Annotated in this window: 25 protein-coding genes; 16 read left to right on the top strand and 9 right to left on the bottom strand. The window is 72.1% G+C overall.

The features are described 5' to 3' along the window. The first annotated feature begins 107 nt into the window (after positions 1 to 107). From O7634_RS14120 to O7634_RS14135, 4 genes are all read left to right on the top strand, one after another. Positions 108 to 1952, top strand: coding sequence for a phosphoenolpyruvate carboxykinase (GTP) (locus tag O7634_RS14120; protein WP_278150581.1), 1845 nt, complete (start codon positions 108 to 110; stop codon positions 1950 to 1952). A 37-nt stretch (positions 1953 to 1989) separates the two neighbouring features. Beyond that, a complete protein-coding gene (locus O7634_RS14125; protein ID WP_278150582.1) occupies positions 1990 to 2847 on the top strand; it encodes a hypothetical protein in 858 nt (285 codons plus the stop codon). 694 nt (positions 2848 to 3541) lie between these two features. Next, on the top strand, positions 3542 to 4684 hold the full coding sequence (locus tag O7634_RS14130; protein WP_278150583.1) for a geranylgeranyl reductase family protein: 1143 nt from the start codon (positions 3542 to 3544) through the stop codon (positions 4682 to 4684). 31 nt (positions 4685 to 4715) lie between these two features. Further along, a complete protein-coding gene (locus O7634_RS14135) occupies positions 4716 to 5486 on the top strand; it encodes an isoprenyl transferase (protein ID WP_278150584.1) in 771 nt (256 codons plus the stop codon). A gap of 22 nt (positions 5487 to 5508) precedes the next feature. Here O7634_RS14135 and otsB read toward each other — a convergent pair whose 3' ends face one another. The 3 genes from otsB to O7634_RS14150 form a co-directional block, all read right to left on the bottom strand. Next, positions 5509 to 6333, bottom strand: coding sequence for a trehalose-phosphatase (otsB, locus tag O7634_RS14140; protein ID WP_278150585.1), 825 nt, complete (start codon positions 6331 to 6333; stop codon positions 5509 to 5511). A gap of 66 nt (positions 6334 to 6399) precedes the next feature. Continuing rightward, a complete protein-coding gene (locus O7634_RS14145) occupies positions 6400 to 6753 on the bottom strand; it encodes a hypothetical protein (RefSeq protein ID WP_278150586.1) in 354 nt (117 codons plus the stop codon). A 162-nt stretch (positions 6754 to 6915) separates the two neighbouring features. Next, positions 6916 to 7359, bottom strand: a complete 444-nt coding sequence (locus tag O7634_RS14150; protein WP_278150587.1) for an XRE family transcriptional regulator — start codon at positions 7357 to 7359, stop codon at positions 6916 to 6918. A 264-nt stretch (positions 7360 to 7623) separates the two neighbouring features. Between O7634_RS14150 and O7634_RS14155 the strand changes: the two genes are divergently transcribed. From O7634_RS14155 to O7634_RS14185, 7 genes are all read left to right on the top strand, one after another. Then, the gene (locus O7634_RS14155; RefSeq protein WP_278150588.1) at positions 7624 to 7968 is read left to right on the top strand and encodes a hypothetical protein; all 345 of its coding nucleotides are present in this window, start codon (positions 7624 to 7626) and stop codon (positions 7966 to 7968) included. Positions 7969 to 7999: 31 nt separating this feature from the next. Next, positions 8000 to 8335: a hypothetical protein gene (locus O7634_RS14160; RefSeq protein WP_278150589.1), complete on the top strand. Its 336-nt coding sequence runs from the start codon at positions 8000 to 8002 to the stop codon at positions 8333 to 8335. A 400-nt stretch (positions 8336 to 8735) separates the two neighbouring features. After that, positions 8736 to 10151 (top strand): PhoH family protein, encoded by a 1416-nt coding sequence (locus O7634_RS14165; RefSeq protein WP_278150590.1) that lies wholly within the window; start codon positions 8736 to 8738, stop codon positions 10149 to 10151. Positions 10152 to 10428: 277 nt separating this feature from the next. Continuing rightward, positions 10429 to 11106 (top strand): lytic transglycosylase domain-containing protein, encoded by a 678-nt coding sequence (locus O7634_RS14170; RefSeq protein WP_278150591.1) that lies wholly within the window; start codon positions 10429 to 10431, stop codon positions 11104 to 11106. A gap of 107 nt (positions 11107 to 11213) precedes the next feature. Continuing rightward, entirely contained in the window at positions 11214 to 11867 is a 654-nt protein-coding gene (locus O7634_RS14175; protein ID WP_278150592.1) for a rhomboid family intramembrane serine protease, read from the top strand. 105 nt (positions 11868 to 11972) lie between these two features. Further along, positions 11973 to 12941: an NAD(P)/FAD-dependent oxidoreductase gene (locus O7634_RS14180; RefSeq protein WP_278150593.1), complete on the top strand. Its 969-nt coding sequence runs from the start codon at positions 11973 to 11975 to the stop codon at positions 12939 to 12941. A gap of 65 nt (positions 12942 to 13006) precedes the next feature. Further along, positions 13007 to 14668, top strand: coding sequence for a hypothetical protein (locus O7634_RS14185; RefSeq protein WP_278150594.1), 1662 nt, complete (start codon positions 13007 to 13009; stop codon positions 14666 to 14668). Here O7634_RS14185 and O7634_RS14190 read toward each other — a convergent pair. Both O7634_RS14190 and glpX read right to left on the bottom strand, forming a co-directional pair. Next, positions 14650 to 15624: a DMT family transporter gene (locus O7634_RS14190; RefSeq protein WP_278153969.1), complete on the bottom strand. Its 975-nt coding sequence runs from the start codon at positions 15622 to 15624 to the stop codon at positions 14650 to 14652. The two genes, O7634_RS14185 and O7634_RS14190, sit on opposite strands and share 19 nt — an antisense overlap. A gap of 29 nt (positions 15625 to 15653) precedes the next feature. Next, positions 15654 to 16685, bottom strand: a complete 1032-nt coding sequence (gene glpX / locus O7634_RS14195; RefSeq protein WP_278150595.1) for a class II fructose-bisphosphatase — start codon at positions 16683 to 16685, stop codon at positions 15654 to 15656. A gap of 159 nt (positions 16686 to 16844) precedes the next feature. Here glpX and O7634_RS14200 point away from each other — a divergent pair, with 159 nt between their 5' ends. Both O7634_RS14200 and O7634_RS14205 read left to right on the top strand, forming a co-directional pair. Continuing rightward, on the top strand, positions 16845 to 17495 hold the full coding sequence (locus O7634_RS14200; RefSeq protein ID WP_278150596.1) for a DUF4245 domain-containing protein: 651 nt from the start codon (positions 16845 to 16847) through the stop codon (positions 17493 to 17495). Between the two features lie 200 nt (positions 17496 to 17695). Beyond that, positions 17696 to 18541, top strand: coding sequence for a hypothetical protein (locus O7634_RS14205; RefSeq protein WP_278150597.1), 846 nt, complete (start codon positions 17696 to 17698; stop codon positions 18539 to 18541). Positions 18542 to 18628: 87 nt separating this feature from the next. Here O7634_RS14205 and O7634_RS14210 read toward each other — a convergent pair whose 3' ends face one another. Next, a complete protein-coding gene (locus O7634_RS14210) occupies positions 18629 to 18850 on the bottom strand; it encodes an exodeoxyribonuclease VII small subunit (RefSeq protein WP_278150598.1) in 222 nt (73 codons plus the stop codon). 60 nt (positions 18851 to 18910) lie between these two features. Beyond that, positions 18911 to 20131, bottom strand: coding sequence for an exodeoxyribonuclease VII large subunit (xseA, locus tag O7634_RS14215; protein WP_278150599.1), 1221 nt, complete (start codon positions 20129 to 20131; stop codon positions 18911 to 18913). A 127-nt stretch (positions 20132 to 20258) separates the two neighbouring features. Between xseA and O7634_RS14220 the strand changes: the two genes are divergently transcribed. Next, positions 20259 to 21245, top strand: a complete 987-nt coding sequence (locus O7634_RS14220; protein ID WP_278150600.1) for a 4-hydroxy-3-methylbut-2-enyl diphosphate reductase — start codon at positions 20259 to 20261, stop codon at positions 21243 to 21245. 40 nt (positions 21246 to 21285) lie between these two features. After that, a complete protein-coding gene (locus O7634_RS14225; protein ID WP_278150601.1) occupies positions 21286 to 21717 on the top strand; it encodes a hypothetical protein in 432 nt (143 codons plus the stop codon). 93 nt (positions 21718 to 21810) lie between these two features. Here O7634_RS14225 and O7634_RS14230 read toward each other — a convergent pair whose 3' ends face one another. After that, complete coding sequence (locus tag O7634_RS14230) at positions 21811 to 23004, bottom strand: DNA recombination protein RmuC (protein ID WP_278150602.1); 1194 nt, start codon at positions 23002 to 23004, stop codon at positions 21811 to 21813. 54 nt (positions 23005 to 23058) lie between these two features. Here O7634_RS14230 and O7634_RS14235 point away from each other — a divergent pair, with 54 nt between their 5' ends. Then, entirely contained in the window at positions 23059 to 23847 is a 789-nt protein-coding gene (locus tag O7634_RS14235; protein ID WP_278150603.1) for a hypothetical protein, read from the top strand. Between the two features lie 64 nt (positions 23848 to 23911). On the opposite strand, the gene ppc is transcribed toward O7634_RS14235, so the two are convergent. Further along, positions 23912 to 26698, bottom strand: coding sequence for a phosphoenolpyruvate carboxylase (ppc, locus tag O7634_RS14240; protein WP_278150604.1), 2787 nt, complete (start codon positions 26696 to 26698; stop codon positions 23912 to 23914). Positions 26699 to 26702: the final 4 nt, after the last annotated feature.

Raw genomic sequence — 26702 nt, forward strand, 5'->3', positions numbered from 1 at the left:
CGGTTTACGCTGAGGCCAATCCCAGGTTTCCACGAAGGCGGCGCGTGGCGTCGCTGCGACTCGTGCATCCCATAGATCGGTCAGCGTCGACCACAAGGAGATGTGTCATGGTTGCTCCGGCTGTTGTGCGGGGTATCGATCAGGCCCCGACGTCCCATCCGAAACTGCTCGCCTGGGTCCGTGAGGTCGCGGAACTGACCACCCCCGATCGCGTCGTCTGGGTGGACGGGTCCGACGAGGAGTGGCGCCGGCTCACCGATGAGCTGGTCGAGGCCGGCACCCTGATCCGGCTCAACCCGGAGAAGAAGCCGAACTCGTTCTACGCGCGCACCGACCCGTCCGACGTCGCCCGGGTCGAGGAGCGCACCTTCATCTGCTCCGTCGACAAGGCGGACGCCGGCCCCACCAACAACTGGATGGCGCCGGCCGAGATGAAGCGGACGATGACCGAGCTGTACCGGGGCTCGATGCGCGGACGCACCATGTACGTCATCCCGTTCGTGATGGGCCCGGTCGAGGCCGAGAGCCCGATGTTCGGTGTCGAGATCACCGACAGTCCGTACGTGGTGGCCTCCATGCGCATCATGACGCGGATGGGCGCCCGGGTCCTGGAGGCGATGGGCGACGACGCGGACTTCGTGCACGCGCTGCACTCGATCGGCGCCCCGCTCGCCCCGGGCCAGCAGGACGTGGCCTGGCCGTGCAACGAGACCAAGTACATCTCGCACTTCCCGGAGACCCGCGAGATCTGGTCGTACGGCTCCGGTTACGGCGGCAACTCGCTGCTCGGCAAGAAGTGCTACTCGCTGCGGATCGCCAGCGTGATGGGCCGGGACGAGGGCTGGCTCGCCGAGCACATGCTGATCCTCAAGATCACCTCGCCGGAGGGCAAGACGTACCACATCGCCGGCGCGTTCCCCTCCGCCTGCGGCAAGACCAACCTGGCCATGGTGGAGCCGACCATCCCCGGTTGGAAGGTCGAGACGATCGGCGACGACATCGCCTGGATGCGGTTCGGCCCGGACGGTCGCCTCTACGCGGTCAACCCGGAGTACGGCCTCTTCGGTGTCGCGCCCGGCACCGACTGGAAGACGAACGCCAACGCGATGCGCACGCTGGACCGGGGCAACTCCATCTTCACCAACGTCGGCCTCACCGACGACGGTGACATCTGGTGGGAGGGCATGGGCGAGCCCCCGGCGCACCTGATCGACTGGAAGGGCAACGACTGGACGCCGGAAAGCGACAGCCTGTCCTCCCACGCGAACAGCCGGTTCTGCACCCCGATCACCCAGTGCCCGATCCTCGCCGACGAGTACTTCGACCCGAACGGCGTGCCGATCGACGCGATTCTCTTCGGTGGCCGCCGCAAGGACACCATCCCGCTGGTGACCGAGGCCCGGGACTGGGTGCACGGCGTCTACATGGGCGCGACGCTCTCCTCGGAGACCACCGCCGCCGCGTCCGGCGCCGTCGGCGTGGTCCGCCGGGACCCGATGGCGATGCTGCCGTTCATCGGCTACCACGCGGGGGACTACTTCCGGCACTGGATCGAGATGGGTAAGGGCGCCGACGGCGACGAGGCGAAGCTGCCGAAGATCTACTACGTCAACTGGTTCCGCAAGGACCCGGACGGCTCGTTCCTGTGGCCGGGCTTCGGGGAGAACTCCCGGGTGCTCAAGTGGATCGTCGAGCGGATCGAGGGCACCGCGGACGCGGTCGAGACCCCGGTCGGTATGGTGCCCGCGCCGAACGCCCTGGACGTCGAGGGCCTGGACATGACCCCGGAGGACGTCCGGATCGCCCTGAAGGTCGACCCGGACGAGTGGCGTAACGAGCTGCCGCTCGTCACCGAGTGGTTCGAGAAGTTCGGTGACAAGCTGCCGGGCGTGCTCTGGGCCGAGCTGGACGCGTTGCGCGCGCGCCTGGACGCCGAGCAGCCGCAGCGCTAGGTGTGAGAGTCGCCCCACGCGGGCAATGGGCAATCCCATGAGGACGGCCGCCGAGACCGAGGTCCGGCGGCCGTCCGCCGTCCGGGCGCTCACCATCCTGCTGGCCACGACGGCGGCGGCCACCGTCGTGGTCGAGCTGCTCAATTGGTGGTACGCCCCGGAGCAGGGCTTCGGGTTGGCCGTCCGCACCGGGTGGGCCATGCTGCGCTCGTTCGGCTTCCTGCTGCTGATCCGGCACGTGCGTCGGGGTCGGACGGCGGCCCGTCCGTTCGGGCTGATCCTGGCGATCACCACGATCTTTGCCGTCGGCCGACTGATCGTGCCGCGGCAGGGGGTGCCACCGCTGCCCGGCCTGCTGGGCTTCGCCGTCCTCACCGCGCTCTGCGCCACTGTGGTGTGGCTGCTGTACCGCTCGTCGGCGCTGGCCGGGCACCTGGTCCGGCACCGTCCCCGGCTCGTCATCGATCGGGCCGGCATCTCCTGGCGGGAGACCCCGCCGCGTCGTCCGCAGGCCAGCGCCTGGCTGCTGACCAGCCGGGTGGCGGCGTTCACCTACAGCCCGCTGATGCTGGTGCCGGCCCTGGTCGCCGGCGGTTCCATCCTGGACGATCGGCTGAGCGCGGTGCCGGCCGTGCTGTTCTGGATCGGCGCGGGGATCACGGCCAGCTACGCGGTGCTGTTCTGTACCGCGTTCCTGATGCGGGGCAAGGTCTGGGCACGTGGCCTGCTGGTCGTCGTCACGGTGGCCGTACTCGCTGTGGACCTGCCGCTGTGCTGGTGGCTGCTGGGCCTGGACGGCCTGGTCCGCGACGGCGGCCCGCTTCTCGCCGCCGCCGGGGTGACCCTCTACGGCCTGCGCCGCGCGGCCCGCGCGAGGGACGCCGTCCCCGCCTGACACTCGCGGTGTCGCGACGGGTCGACGCCTCCGCCGTCTACCCCCACCAGTTGGTCACAGACGCTGTAGAGCTGCCCCAGATGTGGGGCAAACCCGTGGCCACCGTCTCTGCCGCGTGGGTGTTTCTTTTCGGCCCGCGGGTGGCTGTCTCTGGCCCGCGGGTGCCTGTCTCCGGCCTGCGGGTGGCTGTCTTCGGCCTGCGGGTGGCTGTCTCCGGCCCCCGGGTGGCTGTCTCCGGCCTGCGGTGGCTGTCTCCGGCCTGCGGGTGTCTGTCTTCGGCCTGCGGGTGGCTGTCTCCGGCCTGCGGGTGTCTCCCTTCGGTCTGCGGGTGCCTGCCTCCGCGCGGCGTCTTCTGCCGACTGCCCCGAGACGCAACCCTGCCCCAGATCCGGGGCAGCTCGACAGGCTCCTGAACACCGGTATGCGGGCGGGCGGGTCCGGCCGCATCGGGTTGCGTCCGCCGAGGCCGGGGCCGGGGCCGGGGCCGGGGCCGGGGCCGTCCCGGCAGGGCCGCGACGTTGGTGAAAGAGCGGGGACCGGGAAAGTCGCGCCGCGCGGGATCGGTCGATGCGCGCGGGCACGGGGCAGGATGGCGGGTGGGCGTCGGACATCCCGGTCGGCGCGGTCAGCGTGAGTGGTTCGTCGAGCAGTGCGGGATGGCTCGGTCGCGCCGCGTGGGACGGAGGGAGGCGCCGTGGGCGACGAGTTCGACGTGGTGGTGGTGGGAGCGGGTCCGGCCGGGTCGGCCGCCGCGCTGACGGCCCGCCGGGCGGGGGCCAGCGTGCTGCTGCTGGACCGGGCCGACTTCCCCCGCGACAAGGCGTGCGGTGACGGGATCGCGGCGCACTCGGTGGACGTGCTCGCCGAGTTGGGGGTGCCCGAGGCGGTGGCGGGCTACGCGCCGCTTCCCGCGTTACGCATGATCGCGCCGGGCGGTGGCGCCGTCGCGCGGGCGTTGCCCCGTCCCGCGTACACAGTGCCCCGGGAGGTCTTCGACGCGCGGCTGGTGGCGGCGGCGGTGGCCGCCGGCGCGCAGTTGCGTCGGCACACGGTGCGCCGGGTCGAGCCGCGCGCCGACCGGGTGGTGCTCGACCGGCAGATCTCCGGGCGGGTGGTGGTGGGCGCGGACGGCGCCGGCTCGGTGGTACGTCGGGCGCTCGGGCACCGCCAGAACCCCGACCGGCACCTCGCCCTGGCCATCCGGGGGTACGCGCCGGCCCTGCCCGGCCCGTCCGAGCAGGTCATCGTCACCTCGAAGGCGCGCTGGCCCGCGTACGCCTGGTCGTTCCCGATCGGTGACGGGCGGGCGAACGTGGGGTACGGGGAGGTGTTGCGCGGCGAGTCGCTCAGCCGCGCGTATCTGCTGGACCGGCTGGTGTCGCTGCTGCCCGGCACCGACCTGGCCACGGTGACCGCGCTGCGTGCCCACCACCTGCCGCTGTCCACCCACCGCCCGTCGCCGGGGCGGGGGCGGACGCTGCTGGCCGGGGACGCGCTGTCCCTGATCAATCCGTTCACCGGAGAAGGAATCTTCTACGCGCTGCTCTCCGGCGCGCTCGCCGGCACGGCGGCGGCCCGGACACCCGACGCCGCCGCCCGCCACTACGCCAACGGGTTGCGCCGCCGGCTCGGCACCCACCTGCGGCACAGCTCCGTCGCCGCCTGGTTGGCGCGCCGGCGGCGGGTGGTGGACGCGGCGGTTCGGGCCGCCCGCCGGGACGACCGGGTGTTCTACGACGTGGTCGAGTTGGGGCTGGGTGACGGACGGCTCACACCCCGCACTCTCGCGATGATCGGCGTCGGTCTGCCCGGCGTCGGTAGGCCTCCGAGGCGGTGAACCGGCCGACGGGTCGCTAGGCTGCAGGGTGATGACGCTGCGGAACCTTATCTACTCCGTGTACGAGCGCCGGCTCACGGCGAAGCTCGCGGGTAAGCCGGTGCCCCGGCACGTCGGGGTGATGTGCGACGGCAATCGCCGGTGGGCGCGGGAGATGGGCTTCGTCGACCCGAACGACGGTCACCGGGTCGGCGCGGCGAAGATCAAGCATGTGCTCGGCTGGTGTGACCAGGCCGGCGTCGGGCACGTCACGCTCTATCTGCTCGCCACCGACAACCTGCGCCGTCCGGCCAGCGAGCTGGACCCGCTCCTCAAAATCATCGAGGACCTGGTGGTGGAGCTGGCCGAGGAGGGCAATCCCTGGCGGCTGCGCATCGTCGGGGCTCTCGACCTGCTGCCCGCGCAGACGGCGGCGGCCCTCAAGGGCGCCGAGGAGCGCACCCGCGAACGCGTCGGTGGCGCGGAGGTCAACATCGCGGTGGGCTACGGCGGTCGCCGGGAGATCATCGACGCGGTCCGTTCGTTGCTGCTGGAGCACGCCGCCTCCGGCGGCACGATCGAAGAGCTGGCCGAGGTGCTGGACGTCGAGCACATCGCCGAGCACCTCTACACCAGGGGGCAGCCCGACCCCGACCTCGTCATCCGCACCAGCGGCGAGCAACGGCTGTCCGGCTTCATGCTCTGGCAGTCGGCGCACTCGGAGTTCTACTTCTGCGAGCTGAACTGGCCGGATTTCCGGCACATCGACTTCCTGCGCGCGCTGCGTTCGTACGCCACCCGGCAACGACGCTACGGCGCCTGAACGGTCGCCGACCGGCCGGTAGCTAGGGCAGGTGGGTCAGCGCCCGGGTGAGGAAGTCGCCCAGCGCGGCCGGGGACTCGATGGTCAGGTCCGCGGCGTTGGCCACCTCGTGACCGGTCTCCGGGTTCGCCACCGCCACACAGACGCCGAGGAAGTCCGGGTCGGCGGCGGCACGGGCACGGAGCGCGGCGAACGCCTTGATGTCCGAGACGTCGTCGCCGAAGTACCAGGCGCCGGTGGCACCCTTGATCGCCTCGCCGATCACCATGCCCTTGTCCCTGTCGACCGGGGGCTTGAGTTCCAGCACCATGCGCCCGGCCTGCACCCGCAGCCCCAGGCGGTCGGCCTGCGTCTGCCCCCACTCCTGCACCGTCGAGCCGAGCTGCGGAGCGGTGCGCCAGTGCAGCGCGACCGAGAGCCGCTTGTATTCCACGAGCGTGCCGGGCGGCAGCTCCGCGCGGGCCAGGTCGGCCAGCTCGGCCATCGTCGGCACCCAGGGCAGCGCTGCCGGCTCGGTGACGGTCTCCCCACCGGAGTGGCTGTGCTCCAACCCGTAGAGGCCGTAGAGGTCCACGCCGTCGAGCCCGCCGAGCTGATCCCGGAGGAACTCGACGGGTCGGGCGGAGACGATCGCGACCCGCTGCACGACCGGGGCCAGCGCCTCGATGGCGGACAGCGCCTTGGGCGCCGGGCGGACCGCTGTCGGATCGTCGTCGACGGGCGCGAGTGTGCCGTCGAAGTCGAAGAAGAGCACGGTCCCGGCCGCCCGGCTGGCGGTTGTCCGCCAGGCCTGGTCGGCGTTCAACGGGGTTCTCGGCTGCTGGTTGCCCAGATTCAACGACGGCACGCGCGTCAGCGTACCCCGGCGTTCCAGGCTCATTCCTGGCCGAGTGGACCCGCTAAAGGGTGGATGTCAGCGTTCGGCGGCTCCCCGTCCACGCCTGCCGAACGGCACCACCGCGGCCTCCTGGCCATGACTCAACAGGTAACCCTCGACGAACCCGGTGTTGCGGTCGCCGGTGTGGGTCTCGATCTCGTTGAGCCGTGCCACCAGGAACTCGGTGAGCGCGCTGATCCGGTCGTTGAGGCGCTCGTGCAGCTCGGCGACGACGGCCAGGACGACCGCGGTGCCGGCGCTGATGAGCACGAAGAGATTGACGAGCAGCGGCAGCTGCCCGCCGTCGACCGCGAAGGTCACCGCGTTACCGGTCGCCCACAGTGTCACCGACACCGTGGCGACCACGACCGCCAACCACTTCAGGGTCATGGACAGACCCCTCCTTCTGTCCCGCAGGGCTAGGTTCGGCCTTGTCCCGTCCCCCCGCCGATGACGAGCCCAAGCAGTACGAATAGGGACGCTAGCGTGCCCGTTCCGGCCCCGGAGCTAAACGAATGAACCCGACCAGGCGTTCTTTCGCCATCTGAGGAACTACCCGGCCTGACTGCCTCTTTTTCGGACATCGACCGGCAACGTTGGGCGGTATGCGAGGTATCTAATGGTTTCGCGGATGTGGAACTTCTCCGCGTCCGATACCTGCGGGTCGACCAGGCGGCGCAGCAACGCCTCCACGTCCGGGTCCATCGGTGGGGCGGGTTGGTCGCCGCGGGGGCCGGCGGCGGTGCGGTCCCAGCCCAGCGCGGCGAAGGCGGCGGCCGGGTTCAGGCCGAGCCCTTCGCAGAAGGCGACCACCCGTTCGGCCTCCGGATCGCTGGCCCAGTCGCCCCGGACCCACCGGTTGATGGTCTGCCGGGACACTCCGGTGCGTCGGGACACCTCGGTGCCGCTCCAGGCCCGGGTCGCTCGTGCCTCGTCCAGGGCGCGTCGGACGAAGGTGGCGAAGGCGATCTTCCGCGCATTGGCCGTCTCGGTCACCCCGTGACGGTACGGCCAGCCCGCTGCGGGCGTCCGCCCCGGCTCGCTGCTGTCACGCGGACGTGACGAGGGCTTCGGATTTCCGGTAAACGATTCTGCGCCAGTTTTGAGGGGTGTCACGCGGGCAGAATAGATGCCCGTAGTGACCGAGGTAAGCGGACGAAAAGCTGATACTGTCACGCCCATGGGACAATCTACGGTGTGTCACGTGCATGAGACGACTGGTGCTCACATGCGTCACGCCCCCGGCGCCGGGGGGTCGTGGTGACCGAACTCGCCACCCGTGCCCAGGCCTTCGGCCTGATCGCCGAGGGGGTCGCCGCCGGGCTGACCGCCCCGTGGCGCCTCTATCTGGCCCGGGGCTGCCGCTACCTCTCGCTGAGCGTGGGCGACCGCGCCGAGTGGAACGCCTGGCGCACCCACCTCGGTTGCCCGGAGCTGAGCGTCCGGGTCTACGACGCCGGCGGCGAGATCCGCCGCTCCTCGGTGGCCGAGGTGGTGCTGGACGGTTGCCGGATCAGCGTCGAGTTGGTCGAGGAGGTCAGCACCGACGACCTGGACCGGCTGCTGATCGCCGATCCCACCACCATCGAGCCGGAGGAGCGATGACCTGCCGTCCGGGCGGGGCCGGGGCGGCCCGATGAGCCCGTTCCTCGTGGTGTTCCTCGTGCTCGTGCTCGGTTCCACCAGCTATGCGGCGGGCCGCCTGCACGGCCAGTTGAGTTACCGGATCGGCTACCGCTTCGGCTACCGGCAGGGTTACTTCGACGGTGACCGGGGCGCCTGGAACCGGCGTCGCCGGGACGCCCAGGCGGCTATCGCCTCGGCCCTGTCGGTCACCCCGGCGGGCGTGGTCCGCTCCGCCAGCGTCGTCGCCCGCCCCGGCACCACCTACACCGGCTCGTCGTTCGCCGCGCCGGCCGCCCCGATCACCGGGCGGCATCCGACCGGCACGCTCGTTCGGCGTACGGGATGAGGTCGTTCGGCGGGGCGTGCCCCGTCGGCGCCACGAACGCGGTGCGTCGTCCGCGGCGGACACGCACCGTCGGGGCCGCGTCAGACCGGTGACGTCGGCCCCGCACCGGCCGGGATGCGCGCAGGGGGCATGCATCCCGGCCGGTTCCGCCGCGCCCTCCGGCTGGTGGGCGTCTCAGCTCAGGCGCGTTCACGCACCCGTCCCGGGAGATCCACGTCTGACCTCTAGCCGGGACGGTCCGGCGCGGCTAGCGTCTAGGCATGGCACGGGGTTCTCCCGAGCCAGCCGGTCCGCCCGGATCTGCGACCTCGCGCACGGGGTTCCGCATCCGACCCCGTGTCCCCGGGCACCGGAGGAGGCGGAACGCGGGTGGCGGGTGCCCATCCGTCGGAGCAGGCCTGTGACGACTCGCCGTACCCCTGCCGGTGCCGACCAGACCCCGGCCGCGACTGCCACGACCCGCCGCGCCACCCGGAGCCGCCGCTCGGCGACCTCCGCGCCGGCCGACCCCAAGGAGCCGCGACCAGCCGGCCAGGCCTTCGTCCTGGACACGTCGGTGCTGCTCTCCGATCCGGCCGCGTTCCACCGGTTCGCGGAGCACGAGGTGGTGCTGCCGCTGGTGGTCATCACCGAGTTGGAGGGCAAGCGGCACCATCCGGAGCTGGGTTGGTTCGCCCGGCAGTCGCTGCGGATGCTGGACGACCTGCGCATCCGACACGGTCGACTGGACACGCCGGTGCCCGCCAACGACGCGGGCGGCACCCTGCGGGTGGAGCTGAACCACACCGACGACGGGGTGCTGCCGCCCGGTTTCCGGAACGAGAGCAACGACGCCCGGATCCTCTCCGTCGCGCTCAACCTCGCCGCCGAGGGGCGGGAGGTGACCCTGGTCAGCAAGGACATGCCGCTGCGCGTCAAGGCGGCCTCGGTCGGCCTGCGCGCCGACGAGTACCGGCACGGCCAGGCCAGCGACCCCACCTGGACGGGCATGTCCGAGATGCAGCTGGGTGAGGAGCAGATCGGCCAGTTGTACGCCGGCGAGGCGCTCGACCTCGACGAGGCGGCCGGCCTGCCCTGCCACACCGGCCTGGTGCTGCACTCGGGTCGGGGCTCGGCGCTCGGCCGGGTGCTGCCGGACAAGTCGGTGCGCCTGGTCCGGGGCGACCGCGAGGCGTTCGGTCTGCACGGCCGGTCGGCCGAGCAGCGGGTCGCACTCGACCTGCTGCTCGACGAGTCGATCGGGATCGTCTCACTGGGCGGCCGGGCCGGCACCGGCAAGTCGGCGCTGGCGCTCTGCGCCGGCCTGGAGGCGGTGATGGAACGTCGCCGGCACAAGAAGGTGATCGTGTTCCGCCCGCTGTACGCCGTGGGTGGTCAGGAGTTGGGCTACCTGCCGGGTTCGGAGTCGGAGAAGATGTCGCCGTGGGCGCAGGCGGTCTTCGACACGCTGGGCGCGGTGGTGCACGAGAACGTGCTGGAGGAGGTCACCTCGCGGGGCATCCTCGAGGTGCTGCCGCTGACCCACATCCGGGGGCGTTCGCTGCACGACGCCTTCGTCATCGTCGACGAGGCCCAGTCGCTGGAGCGCGGCGTGCTGTTGACGGTGCTGTCCCGGATCGGGCAGGGCTCCCGGGTGGTGCTCACGCACGACGTGGCGCAGCGGGACAACCTGCGTGTCGGTCGGCACGACGGGGTGACGGCCGTCATCGAAGCGCTGAAGGGTCATCCGCTCTTCGCGCACGTCACCCTCAGCCGTTCGGAGCGGTCGCCGATCGCGGCGATGGTCACCGACCTGCTGGAGGACATCCCGATCTGACCGAGAGCTTTGTGGAGATTTGTCCCTATTCTTGGTGTGGCACAGATCACAATCACCTCGGTCGGTTTCCCATCCGACTCACTGTGCGCAATCGTGTCCCACGAGCGTCCACGCATCACTGGAATCGGTGGTAATCGTTCGTTAAGAGGCGAACGGCATCGGCGACGGTTGGTGCGTCGGCGCGACCGGCAAGCGGTCGGGGCGCTCGTGGCACGGCTGACGGCCCGATGGTGGCCGCGCCGCGCCGCGTCCTTGCTCCCGACGAAGGGACCACTTCGTGAGTCGGCTGTGGAGCCGGTTGGGTGCCCGTACGGCTGCTGTCGCACTGCTCTCCGTAGGTGTCGCCGGTGGCTTCTACCTGGGCGAGAACCGGGAAACCCAGCAACAGGCCGAGGTCGAACAGGTCAGCCTCGAGGTCGACCGGGCCGATTTCGCGTACCTGCGCGAGCGGCAGGCCGCCCACCAGGTGCAGTCGTCCAAGCAGCGGGCCGCCGAGTACCAGGCCAAGCTGCGCGCGGCACAGGCCGCCAAGGAGGCCGCCGAGCGGGCCCGCAAGGCCGAGGAGGCCGCCGCGTCCCGCAAGCGCGCGCGGGACGCGGCGAACGCGGCGGCCAAGCCGTACGACGGGCCCATCCCGGCGTCCTGCGCCGAGTACAGCGGCAACCGCAAGATCGGCTGTGCGCTGATGATCGACAAGGGCTTCGGCATCGCCGAGTTCCCCTGCCTGGAGAAGCTCTGGACCAAGGAGAGCGGCTGGAACCACAAGGCCAGCAACTCGTCCTCCGGTGCGTACGGCATCCCGCAGTCTTTGCCGGGCAGCAAGATGGCCTCGGTCGCGGACGACTGGCGTACCAACCCGGCCACCCAGATCACCTGGGGGTTGGGCTACATCAAGGGCCGGTACAAGACGCCCTGTGGCGCCTGGACGTACTTCCAGAACAACGGCCACTACTGACGGCGACCGACGGCGGGGCGGGTGGGTGACCACCGGCCCCGCCGTCGTGCGTACCCCGGTCGGGACGCGAGTGGCGGTCGGCTGCTTTTGCTGATAGCAGTTGTGGGGTGAGCCTGCACCCGTCAAGCGGCGACCCGTTCCGGTTCGGCACCGAGGCGTTCTACGCCTCACTGGGCCGGGCCTTCGTCGCCATGTGCGCGGTGGTCCCGTTCCTCTTCCTCATCGAGGCTGTCGACCAGGGGCTCGCGTTCGGGCTGGACGCCACCGCGGGCATCATCCCGCAGCGCATCGACGGGCTGGACGGGGTCTTCTTCTCCCCGTTCCTGCACCACGGCTTCGACCACCTCTACAGCAACAGCATCCCGCTGATCCTGCTGGGCACCTTCGTGCTGGCCGCCGGCACCCGCCGGTTCCTCTGGTCGACGCTCGTCATCGTCCTGGTCAGCGGGCTCGGTGTGTGGTTCACCGGTTCTCCCAACTCGGTGGTCGTCGGCGCCAGCGGCGTCATCTTCGGATACCTGGGCATCCTGCTCACCCGGGGCATCATCGAGCGCAGTTGGTGGAACTTCGCTGTCTTTTTGCTGGTCGGTCTGCTCTACGGCTGGCAACTGGTCGGCATCCTCCCCACCGACGAGCGGATCTCCTGGCAGGGCCACCTGTTCGGGCTGCTCGGCGGGGTGGTGGCGGCGATCCTGTTCCGCCGGCGGCGACCGACAGTGGACGGCCCCGACTACACCGGTTCCACCCTCAGCCTGCCCTGACCGAATCCCCGGCGCGCCCCCCGGACGTGCTTGCCCGACAGTCGTCACCCGCCTACGGTCTAGATCAGCAAGCGTTGATCCGTGAGCGGAAAGCGACGGTGCGCCATGCGTGAGGTCGATGTCGCCGTGATCGGGGCCGGTCCGGCCGGCCTCTTCGCCGCGTACTACGCCGGGTTCCGGGGTCTGTCGGTGGCGGTGATCGACGCGTTGCCGGAGCCGGGCGGGCAGGTCAGCGCCATGTACCCGGAGAAGCTGATCCTGGACGTCGCCGGCTTCCCCGCGGTGAAGGGCCGGGACCTGATCGCCAACCTGGTCGCCCAGGCCGCGCCGTTCGGCCCGCGATACCTGCTCGGCAACCGGGCCGAGAAGCTCTGGTACGCCGACGAGCGGCCGGTGCTCGGCCTGGCCTCGGGTGAGCAGGTCAGCTGCGGCGCGGTGGTGGTCACCGGCGGGCTGGGCAGTTTCAGTCCCCGGCCGCTGCCGTGCGCCGACGGCGCCCCGGGCTCGGGAATCCTCTACTTCGTCACCGAGCCGGCCGAGCTCGCCGACCGGGACGTGCTGATCGTCGGTGGCGGCGACTCCGCCTTCGACTGGGCGTTGACGCTGCAACCGCTGGCCCGCTCGGTGACCCTTGTGCACCGCCGGGAGAAGTTCCGGGCGCACGCCTCGACCGTCGCCCGAGTGCTGTCCCTGCCCGTTCGGGTGGTGGTCAACGCCGAGGTCAGCCGACTGCTCGGCGACGCCACGGTGACCGGCGCCGAGGTGACGGTTCGCGGGGGCGCCACCGAGACGCTGCCCGTCGACACTGTGGTCGCGGCCCTCGGCTTCACCGCCGACCTGGGGCCCCTCGCCGAGTGGGGGCTCGACCTGGACCGTCGGCACATAGTGGTGAACAGCGCGATGGCGACGAACCTGCCGAGGGTCTTCGCGGCCGGCGACATCACCGAATACCCGGGCAAGGTGCGGCTGATCGCCACCGGCTTCGGCGAGGCGGCCACCGCTGTCAACAACGCGGCGGTGGCCATCGACCCGAGCGCCCACCTCTTCCCCGGCCACTCGTCCGACGCCGGCTGACGGTCGATACCGGACCCGCGCCGACCCGTGGCCGGATCGAGACGGGTCGACCTCATCATGGACCGATGACGGGTCACGGGACACCAGCGGACGGCGCGCCGAGCACCCTGTCCTGGCTCGGCCATCCCGTCACAGTGCTCGCGCTGGTCCTGCTGCTGGTGAACGACCATGTGCTCAAGTCGGCGTTCCCCGGCCCGGTGACCGGCAAGCTGAGCGACGCCGCCGGCCTGGTCCTCGCACCACCGCTGGTAGCGGTGCTGCTGACCCTCCTGGCACCACGGCTGCCGCCCCGGGCCGCCGCGCTGGCCGGCCTGGTCGGCGTGGGCGCCGGGTTCGCGATCGTCAAATCCAGTGGGTACGCCGCCGAGCTGGCCTCGTCGGCCTGGACGGTGCTGGCCGGGTCGTCACTGGTCCGGGCCGACCGGACCGACCTGCTCACCGTGCCGGCGCTCGGCCTGGCCTGGTGGAGTTGGACGCGGGCGCGTCGCCGACCGGTGCGGCGACGGACCGCGCGACTGGTCCGGCTGCTGGTGGTGCTGCCGTCGGCCCTGCTGGCGGTGGCCGCGACCAGTCCCGCCTACCACCCGTACGCGCTGGGCACCGCGCTGCTAGACGGTCAGCCGGCGGTCTCGATCGGCTTCGGCGGCAGCAACCAGAACTGGCCGACCCGACCCGCCGACGGCGAGTGGTGGGTCGGCGAGCACGGGGGAGCGCGCTGGCGGCTCGCCGAACCCGCCGAGGTGGGGCGGTTGTCCCGCCAGGACATCGGGCAGCGGCAGGCATGCGTGCCGACCGAGCCTCGGCGGTGCTACCGGGCGGTCGCCGGTCAGCTGCGGGTGGAGCAGAGCGACGACGCCGGTGTGACGTGGCGGATGGCCTGGGAGCTGTCGGGCGCGCGCCGCGAGGAACTGGCCCGCCGGTCCTCCGAACCGGGTGACGTCCGTGAGCACTTCGCCTCCCGTGATCTGATCGTCTATCCCGTCGTCGGCGGCGGCCACGAGGTGCTGGTCGCCAACGGCCGGGACGGCGTCCTGCGCCGCAACTCGGACGGTCTGTGGCGGCGGGACGGCTTTCTGGAAGGGCGGTTCTCCACGTTTCCGGTGTGGGAGGACCCGCCCCCGCTGGACGGCGGCGGACCCGGCGACCGGCAGTTGGACCTGCTGCTCGCCGTCACGCTGGCGTTGACGCTCGGCTGCGCGGTCGTCGGGCTCGCCGGCCAACTGGCGATCCGCCGGGGAGGCGGCCCGCGCTGGTGGGGGATCGCCGGCGGCGCGGCGCTGCTGGTGGCGGGAATCGTGCTGGCCCTGGCGTGGGAGCGCGCCGACGACACCCTGGCGTTCCTGGCCGTGCCGTTCGTGCTGGCGGTCGGTGTCCTGACCGCGCTGGCGCTGCTCCTGCGCGCCCGCTACCAGGGTGTGCTGCGGCAGTGGACCGGACAGGCGATCGGCGGGGGCCTGCTCACCACGCTCCTGGCCGTGCTGCCGCTCGTCGGTTGGCTGTACGGCACCCCGGCGCGGACCCGGTTCGCGGTGGCGCTCGCGTTGCTGGCAACGGCGCCGGGCGTGCTGCTGGCCGTCCGGATCGCGGGTCTGGCCGACCCGGCCCGCGGGTTCGAGCGTCGATACCCGCCCCGTCCGCCCTACCCGCCGTACGGGCCCTGTCCGCCGGCGCCCAGTCCCGCGCCCACACCGGAGGTGCCGGACCCGCCCTACCCGCCGCCGCGCTGACCCTCGGACGGGTTGCGGTCGGCGGCGGGCGGAGGCGCCAGCGCGGCGATCAGCACTGCCACCATGGTCAGCGCGGCCCCGAGCAGGGTGTTCAGGCCGGGGTGCGACGCCGCGGTGGGCAGCAGCAGGTCCAGCAGGACCGCGCCCACGATCTGTCCGGCGATGGTGGCCAGGCCGAGCAGCAGCACGCCGGTGAAGCGCACGATCGCGGCGGCGATCGCGATGAAGATGATGCCGATCGGGCCACCCAGGTAGAGCCACGGCTCGGTCGGTAGCTGGCCGCCGGGCAGGCCGCGTACGGCGATGTCGGCGGTGAACGCGACGAGCAGCGTGAGCGTGCCGACGGCGAAGTTGACGAACGTGGCGGTCAACGCGCTGTCGGCAGCCGCCCGGACCCGGCCGTTGACGGCCTGCTGCCACGCGATGCCCACCCCGGCGAGCAGCGGCAGCAGGGCCAGCGCCAGAGCGCCCGGCTCGCCGAGCCGGTCGCCGACCGCCAGGCCGACGGCGAGCACGGTGAGCACCGCCCCGGCCAGCCGTTGCCGGGTGACCGGCTGTCGACCGGTGGGCCCGATTCCGGCCCGGTCCACGGCGAGGCTGCTGCCGCTCTGGCCGGCGACCACCGCCACGGTGAAGACCGCCACGCCCAGGGAGCCGATGGTCAACCCCTGGGTGGCGACCAGGAAGGCCCCGCACATCCCCCCGAGGCACTGCCACGGCCGGAGCGTGCCCGTCGCCAGGGCGCGCCGGGTCGCTGCCAGGCCCCGCCGACCGGTCGGGGTCGCCGGCACCAGCACCAGCAGGACGAGCAGGCCGATGCCGAACGAGACCACGGCGGCGGCGAAACCGTCGCCGAGGCGTACCCCCAACTCGCCGTTGATCCGCGACTGCACCGCCACCGCGACCCCGGAGGCCGACGCCAGCGCGACGCCGGTGATCCGGCGGGTGGCCGACAGCGTCTGCGGGGTCGCCGTGTCGGTGCTGCTCACTCCTGCTCGGCCAACGGACGACCGTCGAAGTCGACAGCGGAGTAGAGCGCCAGCTTCTCCAGCCGGTGGTACGAGTCGATCACCCGGATCGTGCCGCTCTTCGACCGCATCACGATCGACTGGGTGTACGCGCCACCGGCCCGGTAGCGCACCCCGCGCAGCAGGTCCCCGGTGGTCACTCCGGTGGCGACGAAGAAGCAGTTGTCACCGGTGACCAGATCGTCGGTGCCCAGCACCCGGTCCAGGTCGTGGCCGGCGGCGATGGCCTTCTCCCGCTCCTGCTCGTCGCGCGGCCAGAGCTTGGCCTGCATCGCTCCGCCCATGCACTTGAGCGCGCAGGCCGAGATGATGCCCTCCGGGGTGCCGCCGATCCCCATCAGCACGTCGACGTCCGACTCGCCCCGGGCGGCCGCGATGGAGCCGGCGATGTCCCCGTCCGAGATGAACCGGATGCCCGCTCCGGTGCGGCGGATCTGCGCGACCAGGTCGTCGTGGCGGCTGCGGTCCAGCACGCAGACGGTCACCTCGGAGACGTCGGTGCCCTTGACCTTGGCGATCCGGCGCAGGTTGTCGGCCACCCCGGCGTTGATGTCCACCACATCGGCGTACGCGGGCCCGACGGCGAGCTTCTCCATGTAGAACACCGCGCTGGGGTCGAACATCGCGCCCCGCTCGGAGACGGCGAGCACCGCCAGGGCGTTCGGCATGCCCTTGCTCATCAGGGTGGTGCCGTCGACCGGGTCGACGGCGACGTCCACCTCCGGGCCGGTGCCGTCGCCGACGTGTTCGCCGTTGAAGAGCATCGGGGCGTTGTCCTTCTCGCCCTCGCCGATCACCACCACACCGCGCATCTGGATCGAGTTGATCAGCTTGCGCATCGCGTCGACAGCGGCGCCGTCGCCGCCCTCCTTGTCGCCCCGGCCGACCCACCGCCCGGCGGCCATCGCCGCGGCCTCGGTGACCCGGACCAGGTCGAGGGCAAGGTTTCGGTCGAGATCCTGCGGGATCCGCGTCCTGGTGTTCGTCATGGCGGCTACTCCTCCTCGCGACGTTGCGGGGACGGCCGACGGCGGGGCGGTCCCCACTGCCGGCTTTGTCGCTGATCCTCACACGATCGCCGACCGGGCGTCGGCGCGGGGCGGTGATGGGCCGGATACCGCCGGTCGGGCGGCTGCGAAGATGGAGGGGTGGATCCCGCACAGCCAGCCGACCGCGTACCCGATGACCGCACGCCGCCCGACGGCCAGCCGCCGGCCGGCGTCACCGCCGGTCGTGGTGGTGAGCCCGCCGCGACCAGGTCGACACCACCGCCACCGGCTGCGGCGTCCGGCAGGTCCGAGCGGTCACCGAAGGACATGGCCATCTCGCTGCTGGTGCTGCTCGTCCCGATCGCGCTGCTGCTCGCGTTCTACCGGGGCTTTCTCGGTGGTGACCAGCCCACGACGGTCGACCCGGCGCCGGCGATCGAGCAGGCCCGCGCGGCGAACGTCTTTCCGGTGAGCCAGCCGCAGGGGCTCGGTTCCGACTGGTCGACGGTCAGCGCGCGCTACCAGACCGTCGAGGGCGGTGCGAACCTCCGGCTCGGCTACCTCACCCCGGAGGGGCGCGGCGTCCAGCTCCTGCAGAGCAACGTCCCGGCCGAGCGGCTGATCCCCGCGGAGCTGACCAGCCAGAGCCAGCCGCAGGGCCCCACGGAGCTGGCCGGGCGCACCTGGCAGCTCTACACGGCCCGGGGCAACCAGCAGGCGTTGGTGCTGCTGGAGCCGGCCCGCACGGTGATCATCGTCGGTGACGCCCGGGACAACGAACTCCGCGAACTGGCCGGGTCGCTGCGCTGACCCTGGGTCGACCGGTAGGTGGGCCGGTGGCGGCGAAAATGGGCAACCCGGCCGAAGGGTGATTGTCCGCCGCGCCGACAGGGAACAAAGAGGGGGTGATCCGGCTCGGCCCGGATCGCGCGACGCAGCCGACGGTGCTGCTGCGTCGCCCGGTTTCCGGCGCCGACCAGGTCGTCGGGTGACCCCCTTGGGAGACACGTATGACTGTTCGACGACTCGGCGCCGGCCTGGTAGCCGCCGCCCTGATCACGCCCGCACTGGCCGCCTGCGCGAACGGGACCGGCACCACCGGCTCGTCGGCGTCCCCGACGGTGACCGCGTCCGGCACGGCGAGCGCGTCCGGCACCCCGGCTGCGGGCGACGCCAAGCAGGCGCTGCTCGACTCCACCAAGGAGATCAGCAACGGGAACTTCCGGTTCAGCCTCACCGGCGCCGGCTCGACGGCCGAGGGGCAGGTGCACCAGCCCAGCCAGAGCGCGGCGATGAAGATCGCAATCGGCGGGCCCTCGTCCGACCTGGCCATGAAGCTCGACGTGATCCACGCCAAGCCGGACAGCTGGGTCAAGCTGGAGCTGAGCGGACCCACCGCCAACAGCCTGCCCGAGATCAAGCAGCTCAACCTCGGCAAGTACCAGCACCTGGACCAGACCCGGATCAAGGGCAACCGCAGCCTCGGCTTCGACTTCGAGAAGGTCGACCCGGCCGGCAGCGCGGTGCTCACCGAGGGCATCACCGAGGTGCGCAGCACCGGCTCCGGCGCGTACGCCGGCACCATCGACGTGACCAAGGCCGCCGAGGCGGGCTCGTTGAACGCCGCCACGATCGCCGCGCTGGGCGCCCAGGCGAAGACGGTCCCGTTCACCGCGAAGGTGGACCCGCAGGGCCGGCTCAGCGAGCTGGTGCTGCAACTGCCGGCCGCCGGGCAGGCCGCCGCGCAGGAGATCCGGATGACGTACTCCGACTACGGCGCCGCCACCGCCGCGCAGAAGCCGCCGGCGGACCAGGTCGTCGAGGCGCCCGCCGCGCTGTACAACCTGTTCAAGTGAGGTGCCCGGGTGGGGTGGCCGCGGCCGCCCCACCCGCCGGTCGCGGTCGTCGTGGCGACGCCGCGACCGGGCGGCTCGCGGTGCTGTTCAGGAAGCCTGCTCCTGCCGGGCGGCGTCGATCCGGGCCCGCGCGCCGTCCAGCCAGCGTTGACAGATCACCGCCAGCGCCTCGCCGCGCTCCCAGAGCGCCAGCGACTCCTCCAGCGACGTGCCGCCGGCCTCCAGCCGCTCGACCACCGAGGCCAACTCGGCGCGGGCCTGCTCGTAACTGAGCCGCTCGTCCGGCCCGGCCTTCGTGTCGTCAGTCATCGGGTTCATCTCAGCACACCCCTGCCCGGCGCGGCGCGTCGCCACCCAGCCCGTCGCCCGTCAGCCGTCCACCGTGGCGGCCAACTCGCCGTCGGCCAGCCGGACCCGCAACGGGTCGCCCTTGCCGACCTCGGCCGCCGCGCGGACGACGTGCCCGTCCGCGCGCTGCACGATCGCGTACCCCCGGTCGAGGGTGGCGGCGGGGGAGAGCGCGCGTAGTCGCGCCAGCGTGTGGCGCAGGTCGTCGTCGGCGGCGGCGAGCCGATGTTCCAGGCAGCGGCCGGCGCGCTGCCGTAGCGCGGTGAGGTCGGTCGCCCGGTGTTCCACCATCACCTGGGGTCGGGCCAGCACCGGCCGGGAGCGCAGCCCGTCGAGCCGGTGCGTCTCCCGGTCCACCAGGTTGCGCACCGCCCGTTCGAGGCGGTGTCGGGCCTGGCCGATCAGGCGTACCTCCTCGGTGAGGTCGGGGACGACCCGCTTGGCCGCGTCGGTCGGGGTGGAGGCGCGGACGTCGGCGACGTAGTCGACAAGGGGCGCGTCCGTCTCGTGACCGATCGCGCTGACCACCGGGGTACGACAGCCGAACACCGCGCGGCAGAGCGCCTCGTCGGAGAAGGGCAGCAGGTCCTCGATGCCGCCGCCGCCCCGGGCGATGATGATCACGTCGATGCTCGGGTCCGCGTCCAGCACCCTGAGCGCGTCGACGATCTGCGGCACCGCGGACGGGCCCTGCACGGCCACGTTGACCGTCCGGAACTCCACCGCAGGCCAGCGTCGTCGGGCGTTGGTCAGCACGTCGCGCTCGGCGGCCGACGCGCGGCCGGTGATGAGGCCGATCCGGCCCGGCAGGAACGGCAGCCGGCGCTTGCGGGCGCGGTCGAAGAGCCCTTCGGCGGCGAGCAGCTTCTTGAGCTTCTCCAGTCGGGCCAGCAGCTCGCCGAGTCCCACCTGGCGGATCTCGTCGGCCCGCAGGCTGAGCGTGCCCCGCGCGGCGTAGAACTCCGGCTTGGCGTGCAGCACCACCCGCGCGCCCTCGCGCAGCTCCGGCGCGCCCGCGTCCAGCACGTCCCGGTTCGTGGTGACGGTCAGGCTCAGGTCGGCCGACGGGTCGCGCAGGGTGAGGAAGACGGTGCTGGCGCCGGGTCGGCGACTGATCTGCGCCACCTGCCCGTCCACCCAGACCCAGCCCAGCTTGGCGATCCAGGCCCCCACCTTCTGGCTGACCACCCGTACCGGCCAGGGCTCCTCCGCGCTGCTCCGCGCCCCCTCACTAGAACTCACAGGCCCACCCTACGGCCCCGCCAACCAACCCGGTTGATCATGAAGTTATGGCCCCGTTCGCCGGCGTGTCGTGACGATAACTTCATGATCAACTAGCTCGGGGTGGGAAGGCACGTATGGTGGATGGGTGACTGAGGATCTGGCGACTCCGGGGACCGGCAAGCGCGTGCTGCTGGCCAAGCCGCGCGGTTACTGCGCGGGCGTCGACCGCGCGGTGCAGACCGTCGAGGAGGCGTTGAAGCTCTACGGCGCCCCGATCTACGTGCGTAAGCAGATCGTGCACAACAAGCACGTGGTGCAGACCCTGGAGGCGCAGGGCGCGATCTTCGTGGAGGAAAACGAGGAGGTGCCCGAGGGCGCCACCGTCATCTTCTCCGCCCACGGCGTCGCCCCCGAGGTCTACGAGCAGGCCAGGGCCCGCTCGCTGAAGGCGATCGACGCGACCTGCCCGCTGGTCACCAAGGTGCACCACGAGGCGAAGCGCTTCGCCGCCGAGGACTACGACATCCTGCTCATCGGTCACGAGGGGCACGAAGAGGTGATCGGCACCGCCGGCGAGGCCCCCGCGCACATCCAACTGGTGGACGGCCCGGACGACGCCGACAAGATCACCGTGCGCGACCCGGCGAAGGTGGTCTGGCTCTCCCAGACCACGCTCTCGGTCGACGAGACGCTGGAGACGGTCGCCCGGCTCAAGCAGCGGTTGCCGCTGTTGCAGTCCCCACCCAGCGACGACATCTGCTACGCCACCTCCAACCGGCAGCACGTGGTCAAGGAGATCGCCCCGGCCTGTGACGTGGTGATCGTCGTCGGCTCGACGAACTCCTCCAACTCGGTCCGTCTGGTCGAGGTGGCCCTGGACGCCGGTGCCCGCGCCGGTCACCTGGTCGACTTCGCGCACGAGATCGACGACGCCTGGCTGGAGGGGGCCACGACGGTCGGCCTGACCTCGGGCGCGAGCGTCCCGGACGACCTGGTCCAGGACGTGCTGGCCCACCTCGCCGCGCGGGGCTTCGCCGACGTCGAGGAGATCACCACCGCCAACGAGCGGCTGACCTTCTCGCTGCCGCAGGAGTTGAAGCGGGACATGAAGGCCGCCGCGGCCCGCGGCTGAGGGTGGGAACGAACCCGGGTCGGCGTACGTCGAAACCGGCATGAGGACAATTCGGCTCGCCGTACCCGTGCTGGCCGCCTGCCTGGCGCTGACCGCCTGCGGCGGGCAGGATGCCGGCGGCGGCACACCCACCCCCACACCGACCGGAGGGCAGCCGGTGACCAACCAGCCGACGCCCGACCCGACCATCCCGCCGTCGGCCACCACCCCCACCCCGTTCACTCCCGGGTCGCCGAAGCCGGGTGGGCCCAGCACCCCTCCCGGGGTCGGCGCCACCAGCCTGAGCGGCACCGTGCAGAGCGGTGTGGAGCCCAACTGCGTGCTGCTCGACGGCTACCTGCTGATCGGCGGCCCGCGGGACGTGCTGAAGCCGGGCACCCGGGTCGAGGTCACCGGTCGGGTCGAGGCCGGCATGATGACCACCTGCCAGCAGGGCATTCCCTTCGTGGTGACGGCCGCCAACCCGTCCTGAGCCGGTCGCCGAACGAGCGGGAGCCCGCCCCCGGGGACGGACTCCACGCCGGCGTGCCCAGCCCGGGGCGACGATCTCCCCCCGGCCGCACCGTCACCCGAGTCGATCGCCAACCGATGCCCCGTCGTCGACGGGGTCGGCCAGCTCGGGCGGGTCGGCCAGCTCGGGCGCCTGTGGCTGCCGGGGCGTCAACTCGACCTGGGCCGGCGTGGCCAACTCGTCGTCCGAGACGCCCAGCTCGGCGAGCTTGCGGGCGCTGACCAGCACCCGGGCCTCCAGCGAGCCGACCGCCCTGTTGTACGCGGTCACCGCGCCGGCCAGCGACGAGCCGAGCTTGCCCACGTGGTCGCCCAGGGTGGACAGCCTGCCGTACAGCTCCCGGGCCAGGGTGTGCACAGCGAAAGCGTTGCGGGCCAGCGCCTCCTGCCGCCAGGAGTAGGCGACGGTGCGGAGCAGGGCGACGAGCGTGGCCGGCGTGGCGAGCACCACGTTGCGGGCGAAGGCGTGCTCCAACAGCGTCGGGTCCCGCTGGAGCGCGACGTCGAGGAACGGATCGGCGGGGACGAACAGCACCACGAACTCGGGGGAGCTGTCGAACGCCGACCAGTATGACTTCGCGGCCAGCGCGTCGACGTGCCCGCGCAGGTGCCGGGCGTGCGCGTCGAGGTGGGTGTCCCGGCCACGCTCGTCGCGGGCCTCCATGGCCGTCAGGTAGGCGTCGAACGGCGCCTTGGCGTCCACCACCACCGACCGGCCCCCGTGCAGCCGGACCACCAGATCCGGCCGCACGACCTGCTGGTCGGTGGCGGCGGTGACCTGCTCGGCGAAGTCGCAGTGCTCCAGCATGCCGGCGGCCTCGACGATCCGGCGGAGCTGGTGCTCGCCCCAGCGCCCCCGCACCTGCGGCGCGCGCAGCGCCGCCACCAACTGCTTGGTCTCGGTGCGCAGCTCCCCGGAGACCGTGCTCATCGAGCGGACCTGTTCGCGCAGCTCGGCGTACGCGTCGACCCGGTCGTGCTCCAGCTCGGCGACCCGCTGCTCGTAACGGCGCAGGGTGTCGTGCAGCGGCGCGACCGCCCGCGCCACCGCCTCCTGGGACTGGGCGGTGGCCTCGTAGCTCAACGCCCGCATCGACTGCTCCAGCCGCCCCTCACCCTCGCGGGTCGCCGCGAGGGTGGCGTCGAGCCGGGCGATGTCGGCCGCCGACCGGGACCGGGCCGCGAACCAGCCCGCCGCACCGCCCGCGCCGAGGCACGCGATCACCAGGACCAGCGTCGAGACGTCCATCACCGGAGCTTGCCAGACGGATACGACGGGACAGCCGGGGGTACGTTCGATGACATGGAAGCTGTGCTCTGCCTCGCGGTCATCGTCATCGCCGTGGTGGGCGCCGGGGTGCTCGCCAGCACGCGGGCCACCGCCCGTCGTCGGGCCGCGCTGGGCGACGCCCGCGCCGAGGCGCAACGGTGGTACGAGCGCCTCGGCGGCCAGTTGATCAACCTGCACGGCGACGAGCCAGCCGTACGCCAGGCGTTGGCCGACGCCGGTGAGCGCTACAACGCCGCGGGTTCCCAACTGGAGCAGGCGTCCACGCCGCACCAGTTCGCACTGGCTCGGGAGACCGCGCTGGAGGGGTTGGCCTACATCCGGGCGGCCCGGACGGCGCTCGGCATCGACCCGGGGCCCGAGCTGCCGACGCTGGCCGCCGCCCGTGGTGTCGGGCAGCTCACCAGGGAGCGCGAGGTCGACGTGCAGGGGCAGACCTTCCGCGCCGGGCCGCAGCCCGGCCGGGACACGCCCTACTACTACCCCGGTGGGCGTTACCAGGGCCGCCCGGTGCCGGCCGGCTGGTATTCGACGCCGTGGTGGAAGACGGCGCTGGGCACCGGCGCCGGTGTGCTCGGCGGCATCCTGATCGCCGACGCGCTGTTCTCGCCCGCCTTCGCCGACCCCGGGTACGGCTACGACGCCGGCTACCAGGAGGGCTTCGGTGACGGCTTCGACCAGGGTGGCGGCGACCAGGGTGGCGGCGACCAGGGCTTCGGCGGCGATCAGGCCGGCGACTTCGGTGGCGGCGACTACTCCAGCGGCGACTTCGGCGGTGGGGACTTCGGCGGTGGCGACTTCTGACGGTCGCCGCACAGGCAACAGGCCCCGGTCCTGGTGACCGGGGCCTGTTGCCGTCCTGGCCACGTCAGCCCGTGTTGCGCATACCGGCGGCGATGCCGTTCACGGTGGTGAGCAGCGCGCGCTCCAGGGCGGTGCCATCGTTCGGAGCCCGTCGGCCGCCCGGTGCGGTGGCGACAGCCCGCCCGGCGGCGCCGGACTCCCGGTACTGCCGCAGCAGCGCCACCTGGAGGTGGTGCAGCGGCTCCAGGTAGGTGTCGCGGACGGCGAGCGTGCGCTGGAGCACCGGCGAGTTGTCCAGCAGGGCGGGGGCGGCGGTGATCGCCAGCACCTCCCGCTTGGTCAACTCGTACTCCCGCTCGATCTGCTCGAAGATCGGGTGCAGCTTCTTCGGCACCAGCGTCTCGACGTACCGGCGGGCGATGCTCAGGTCGGTCTTGGTCAGCATCATCTCGACGTTCGACAGGAACGTCCGGAAGAAGTGCCAGTTGCGGTGCATCTCGGCCAGCACGTCCGCCAGCCCGGCCTCGCGGGCGGCGGCCAGCCCGGAGCCGACACCGAACCACCCGGGCACGATCTGCCGGGTCTGCGTCCAGCCGAACACCCACGGGATGGCGCGCAGCCCGGACAGCCCCGCACCGGTGTTCGGGCGCTTCGCCGGCCGGGAGCCGATGTTCAGCGCGCCCAGCAGCTCGGTGGGGGTGGACGCCCAGAAGTACGCCGGCAGGTCCGGGTCCTCCACGAGAGACCGGTAGGACCGGAACGCCGACTCGGAGACCACGTCCATCGTCGCGTCCCAGCGTTCCAGCATCTCGGCCGGTTGCCGGGGCGCGGTGTGCAGCAGGGTCGCCTGGAGCACCGCGGCGAGGGTCAACTCCAGGTTCTCCCGGGCCAGCGAGGGCAGCGTGTACTTGTCGGAGATCACCTCGCCCTGCTCGGTCACCTTGATCGCGCCGTCCAGCGTGCCGTACGGCTGGGCCAGGATCGCCTCGTGCGTGGGCCCGCCACCGCGCCCGACGGTGCCGCCCCGGCCGTGGAACAGCCGCAGGTGGACCCCGTGCCGGGCGGCCACGTCGCGCAGCGCGCGCTGGGCCCGGTGGATCGACCACTGGCTGGTGGTGATCCCAGCCTCCTTGTTCGAGTCGGAGTAGCCGAGCATGACCTCCTGCACGTCGCCCCGAGCGGTCACCAACGCCCGGTACGCGGGCAGCGACAGCAGCTCGTCGAGGAGTTCGCCACCGGCGTTCAGCTCGGCCGGGGTCTCCAGCAGCGGCACGAACCCGATCCGGGCGCGCCCGCTGTGCACGTCCACAAGGCCCGCCTCGCGGGCCAGCACCACGGCGGCCAGCACGTCGTCGACGCCCAGGGTCATCGAGATGATGTACGACTCGATCACCTCGGCGCCGAACCGGTCCTGTGCCTCCCGGATCGTCCCGAACACGTCGAACGTCTTGCGGGCGGACTCGGTGAGCGCGGTGTCCATGGTGGACAGCGGGCGACGGCCGGCCAGCTCGTCGGCGAGCAGCTTGGTGCGTTCCAGTCGGGTCAGCGCCGAGTAGTCGGACACCTCGCCCACGGCCTCGAAGAGCTGGGCGAGCACCGCGTGGTGCGCCTCGGCGTGCTCCCGCACGTCCATGGTGGCCAGGTGCAGGCCGAACGCGCTCACCGTACGGATGGTGGAGGCCAGCCGGCCCACGGCGGTGAGCTGCCCGGAGTTGCGGGCCAGCGACGCGCGCAGCAGGTCCAGGTCGGCGATCAGCTCGGCGGAGCCCTGGTAGTCCCGGCCCGGCACGTGCGCGGTGCCCTGGCGCAACCGCTGCCGGGTGTTGGCGAGCTTCGCCTTCACGCAGCGGGCCTTGAGCCGGTACGGCTCCTCCGCGTTGACGCGGCGGAACCGCGGCGCCACCTCCGGCAGCGCGTCCAGGTCGGCGGCGAGGCTGGCGGAGAGGTCCAGCGACACCCCGCGCAGCCGGCGGGAGACCGAAACCTCGTCGATCAGCTGGTCCATCGCCTGCTCGGTGGCGGTGATGCCGTGCTCGTGCTGGATGGTCAGCACCTCGCGGGTCACCGCCGGGGTGACGAACGGGTTGCCGTCGCGGTCGCCACCGATCCAGGTGCCGAAGCTCAGTGGGCGGGCCGTCGGCGACGTCTCCACGCCGAGCGTACGCAGCGTGTCGGCGAGGTCGTCGAGCACCTGCGGGGCCGCCTCGGCGTACAGGTCACGCAGGTAGTAGATCGCGTTGCGGGCCTCGTCGGTCGGGTCCGGCCGGTCCAGCCGCAGCTCGTCGGTCTGCCACATCAGGTCCAGCAACTCGGCCAGCCGGCGGTTGGCCGGGCCCTCGTCGCTGGCGCCGTAGAGGATCGCGTTGGCGGTCTCGGTGTCCAACTCGTCGGCGATCGCGCGCAGCTTGGACAGGATCGAGCGGCGCGCCGCCTCGGTCGGGTGCGCGGTGAAGACCGGCCGTACCGCCAGCCGGCGGGCGGCGTTGGCGATCTCCTCGGCCGGCACGCCGCGCTCGGCGATCATCTTGGCGGCCTGGTCCAGCCAGCCGCCCTGCGCCGCACGGCGACGGCGCAGATCCCGCGCGCGGTGCACCTGCTCGGTGATGTTGGCCAGGTGGAAGTAGGTGGAGAAGGCCCGGGCCAGCTTGGTGCCGGTGGTCACGTCGAGCCCGCCCAGGCGCTGGGCGGCGGCCGGGACGTCGCTGCGAACCTGGGCGCGGATCTCCTCGACGAGGTCGAGCAGTGGGCGACCCTCCTGGCGGGCCAGGGTCTGGCCGAGCAGGGTGCCGAGTCGGCGGATGTCGGCGCGCAGTGCGGCGTCCGGGCCGTCGTGGTCGTGCTGGTCGGTCACGGTG

It is taken from the genome of Micromonospora sp. WMMD1120 (genome assembly GCF_029626235.1).
Lineage (GTDB): Bacteria > Actinomycetota > Actinomycetes > Mycobacteriales > Micromonosporaceae > Micromonospora.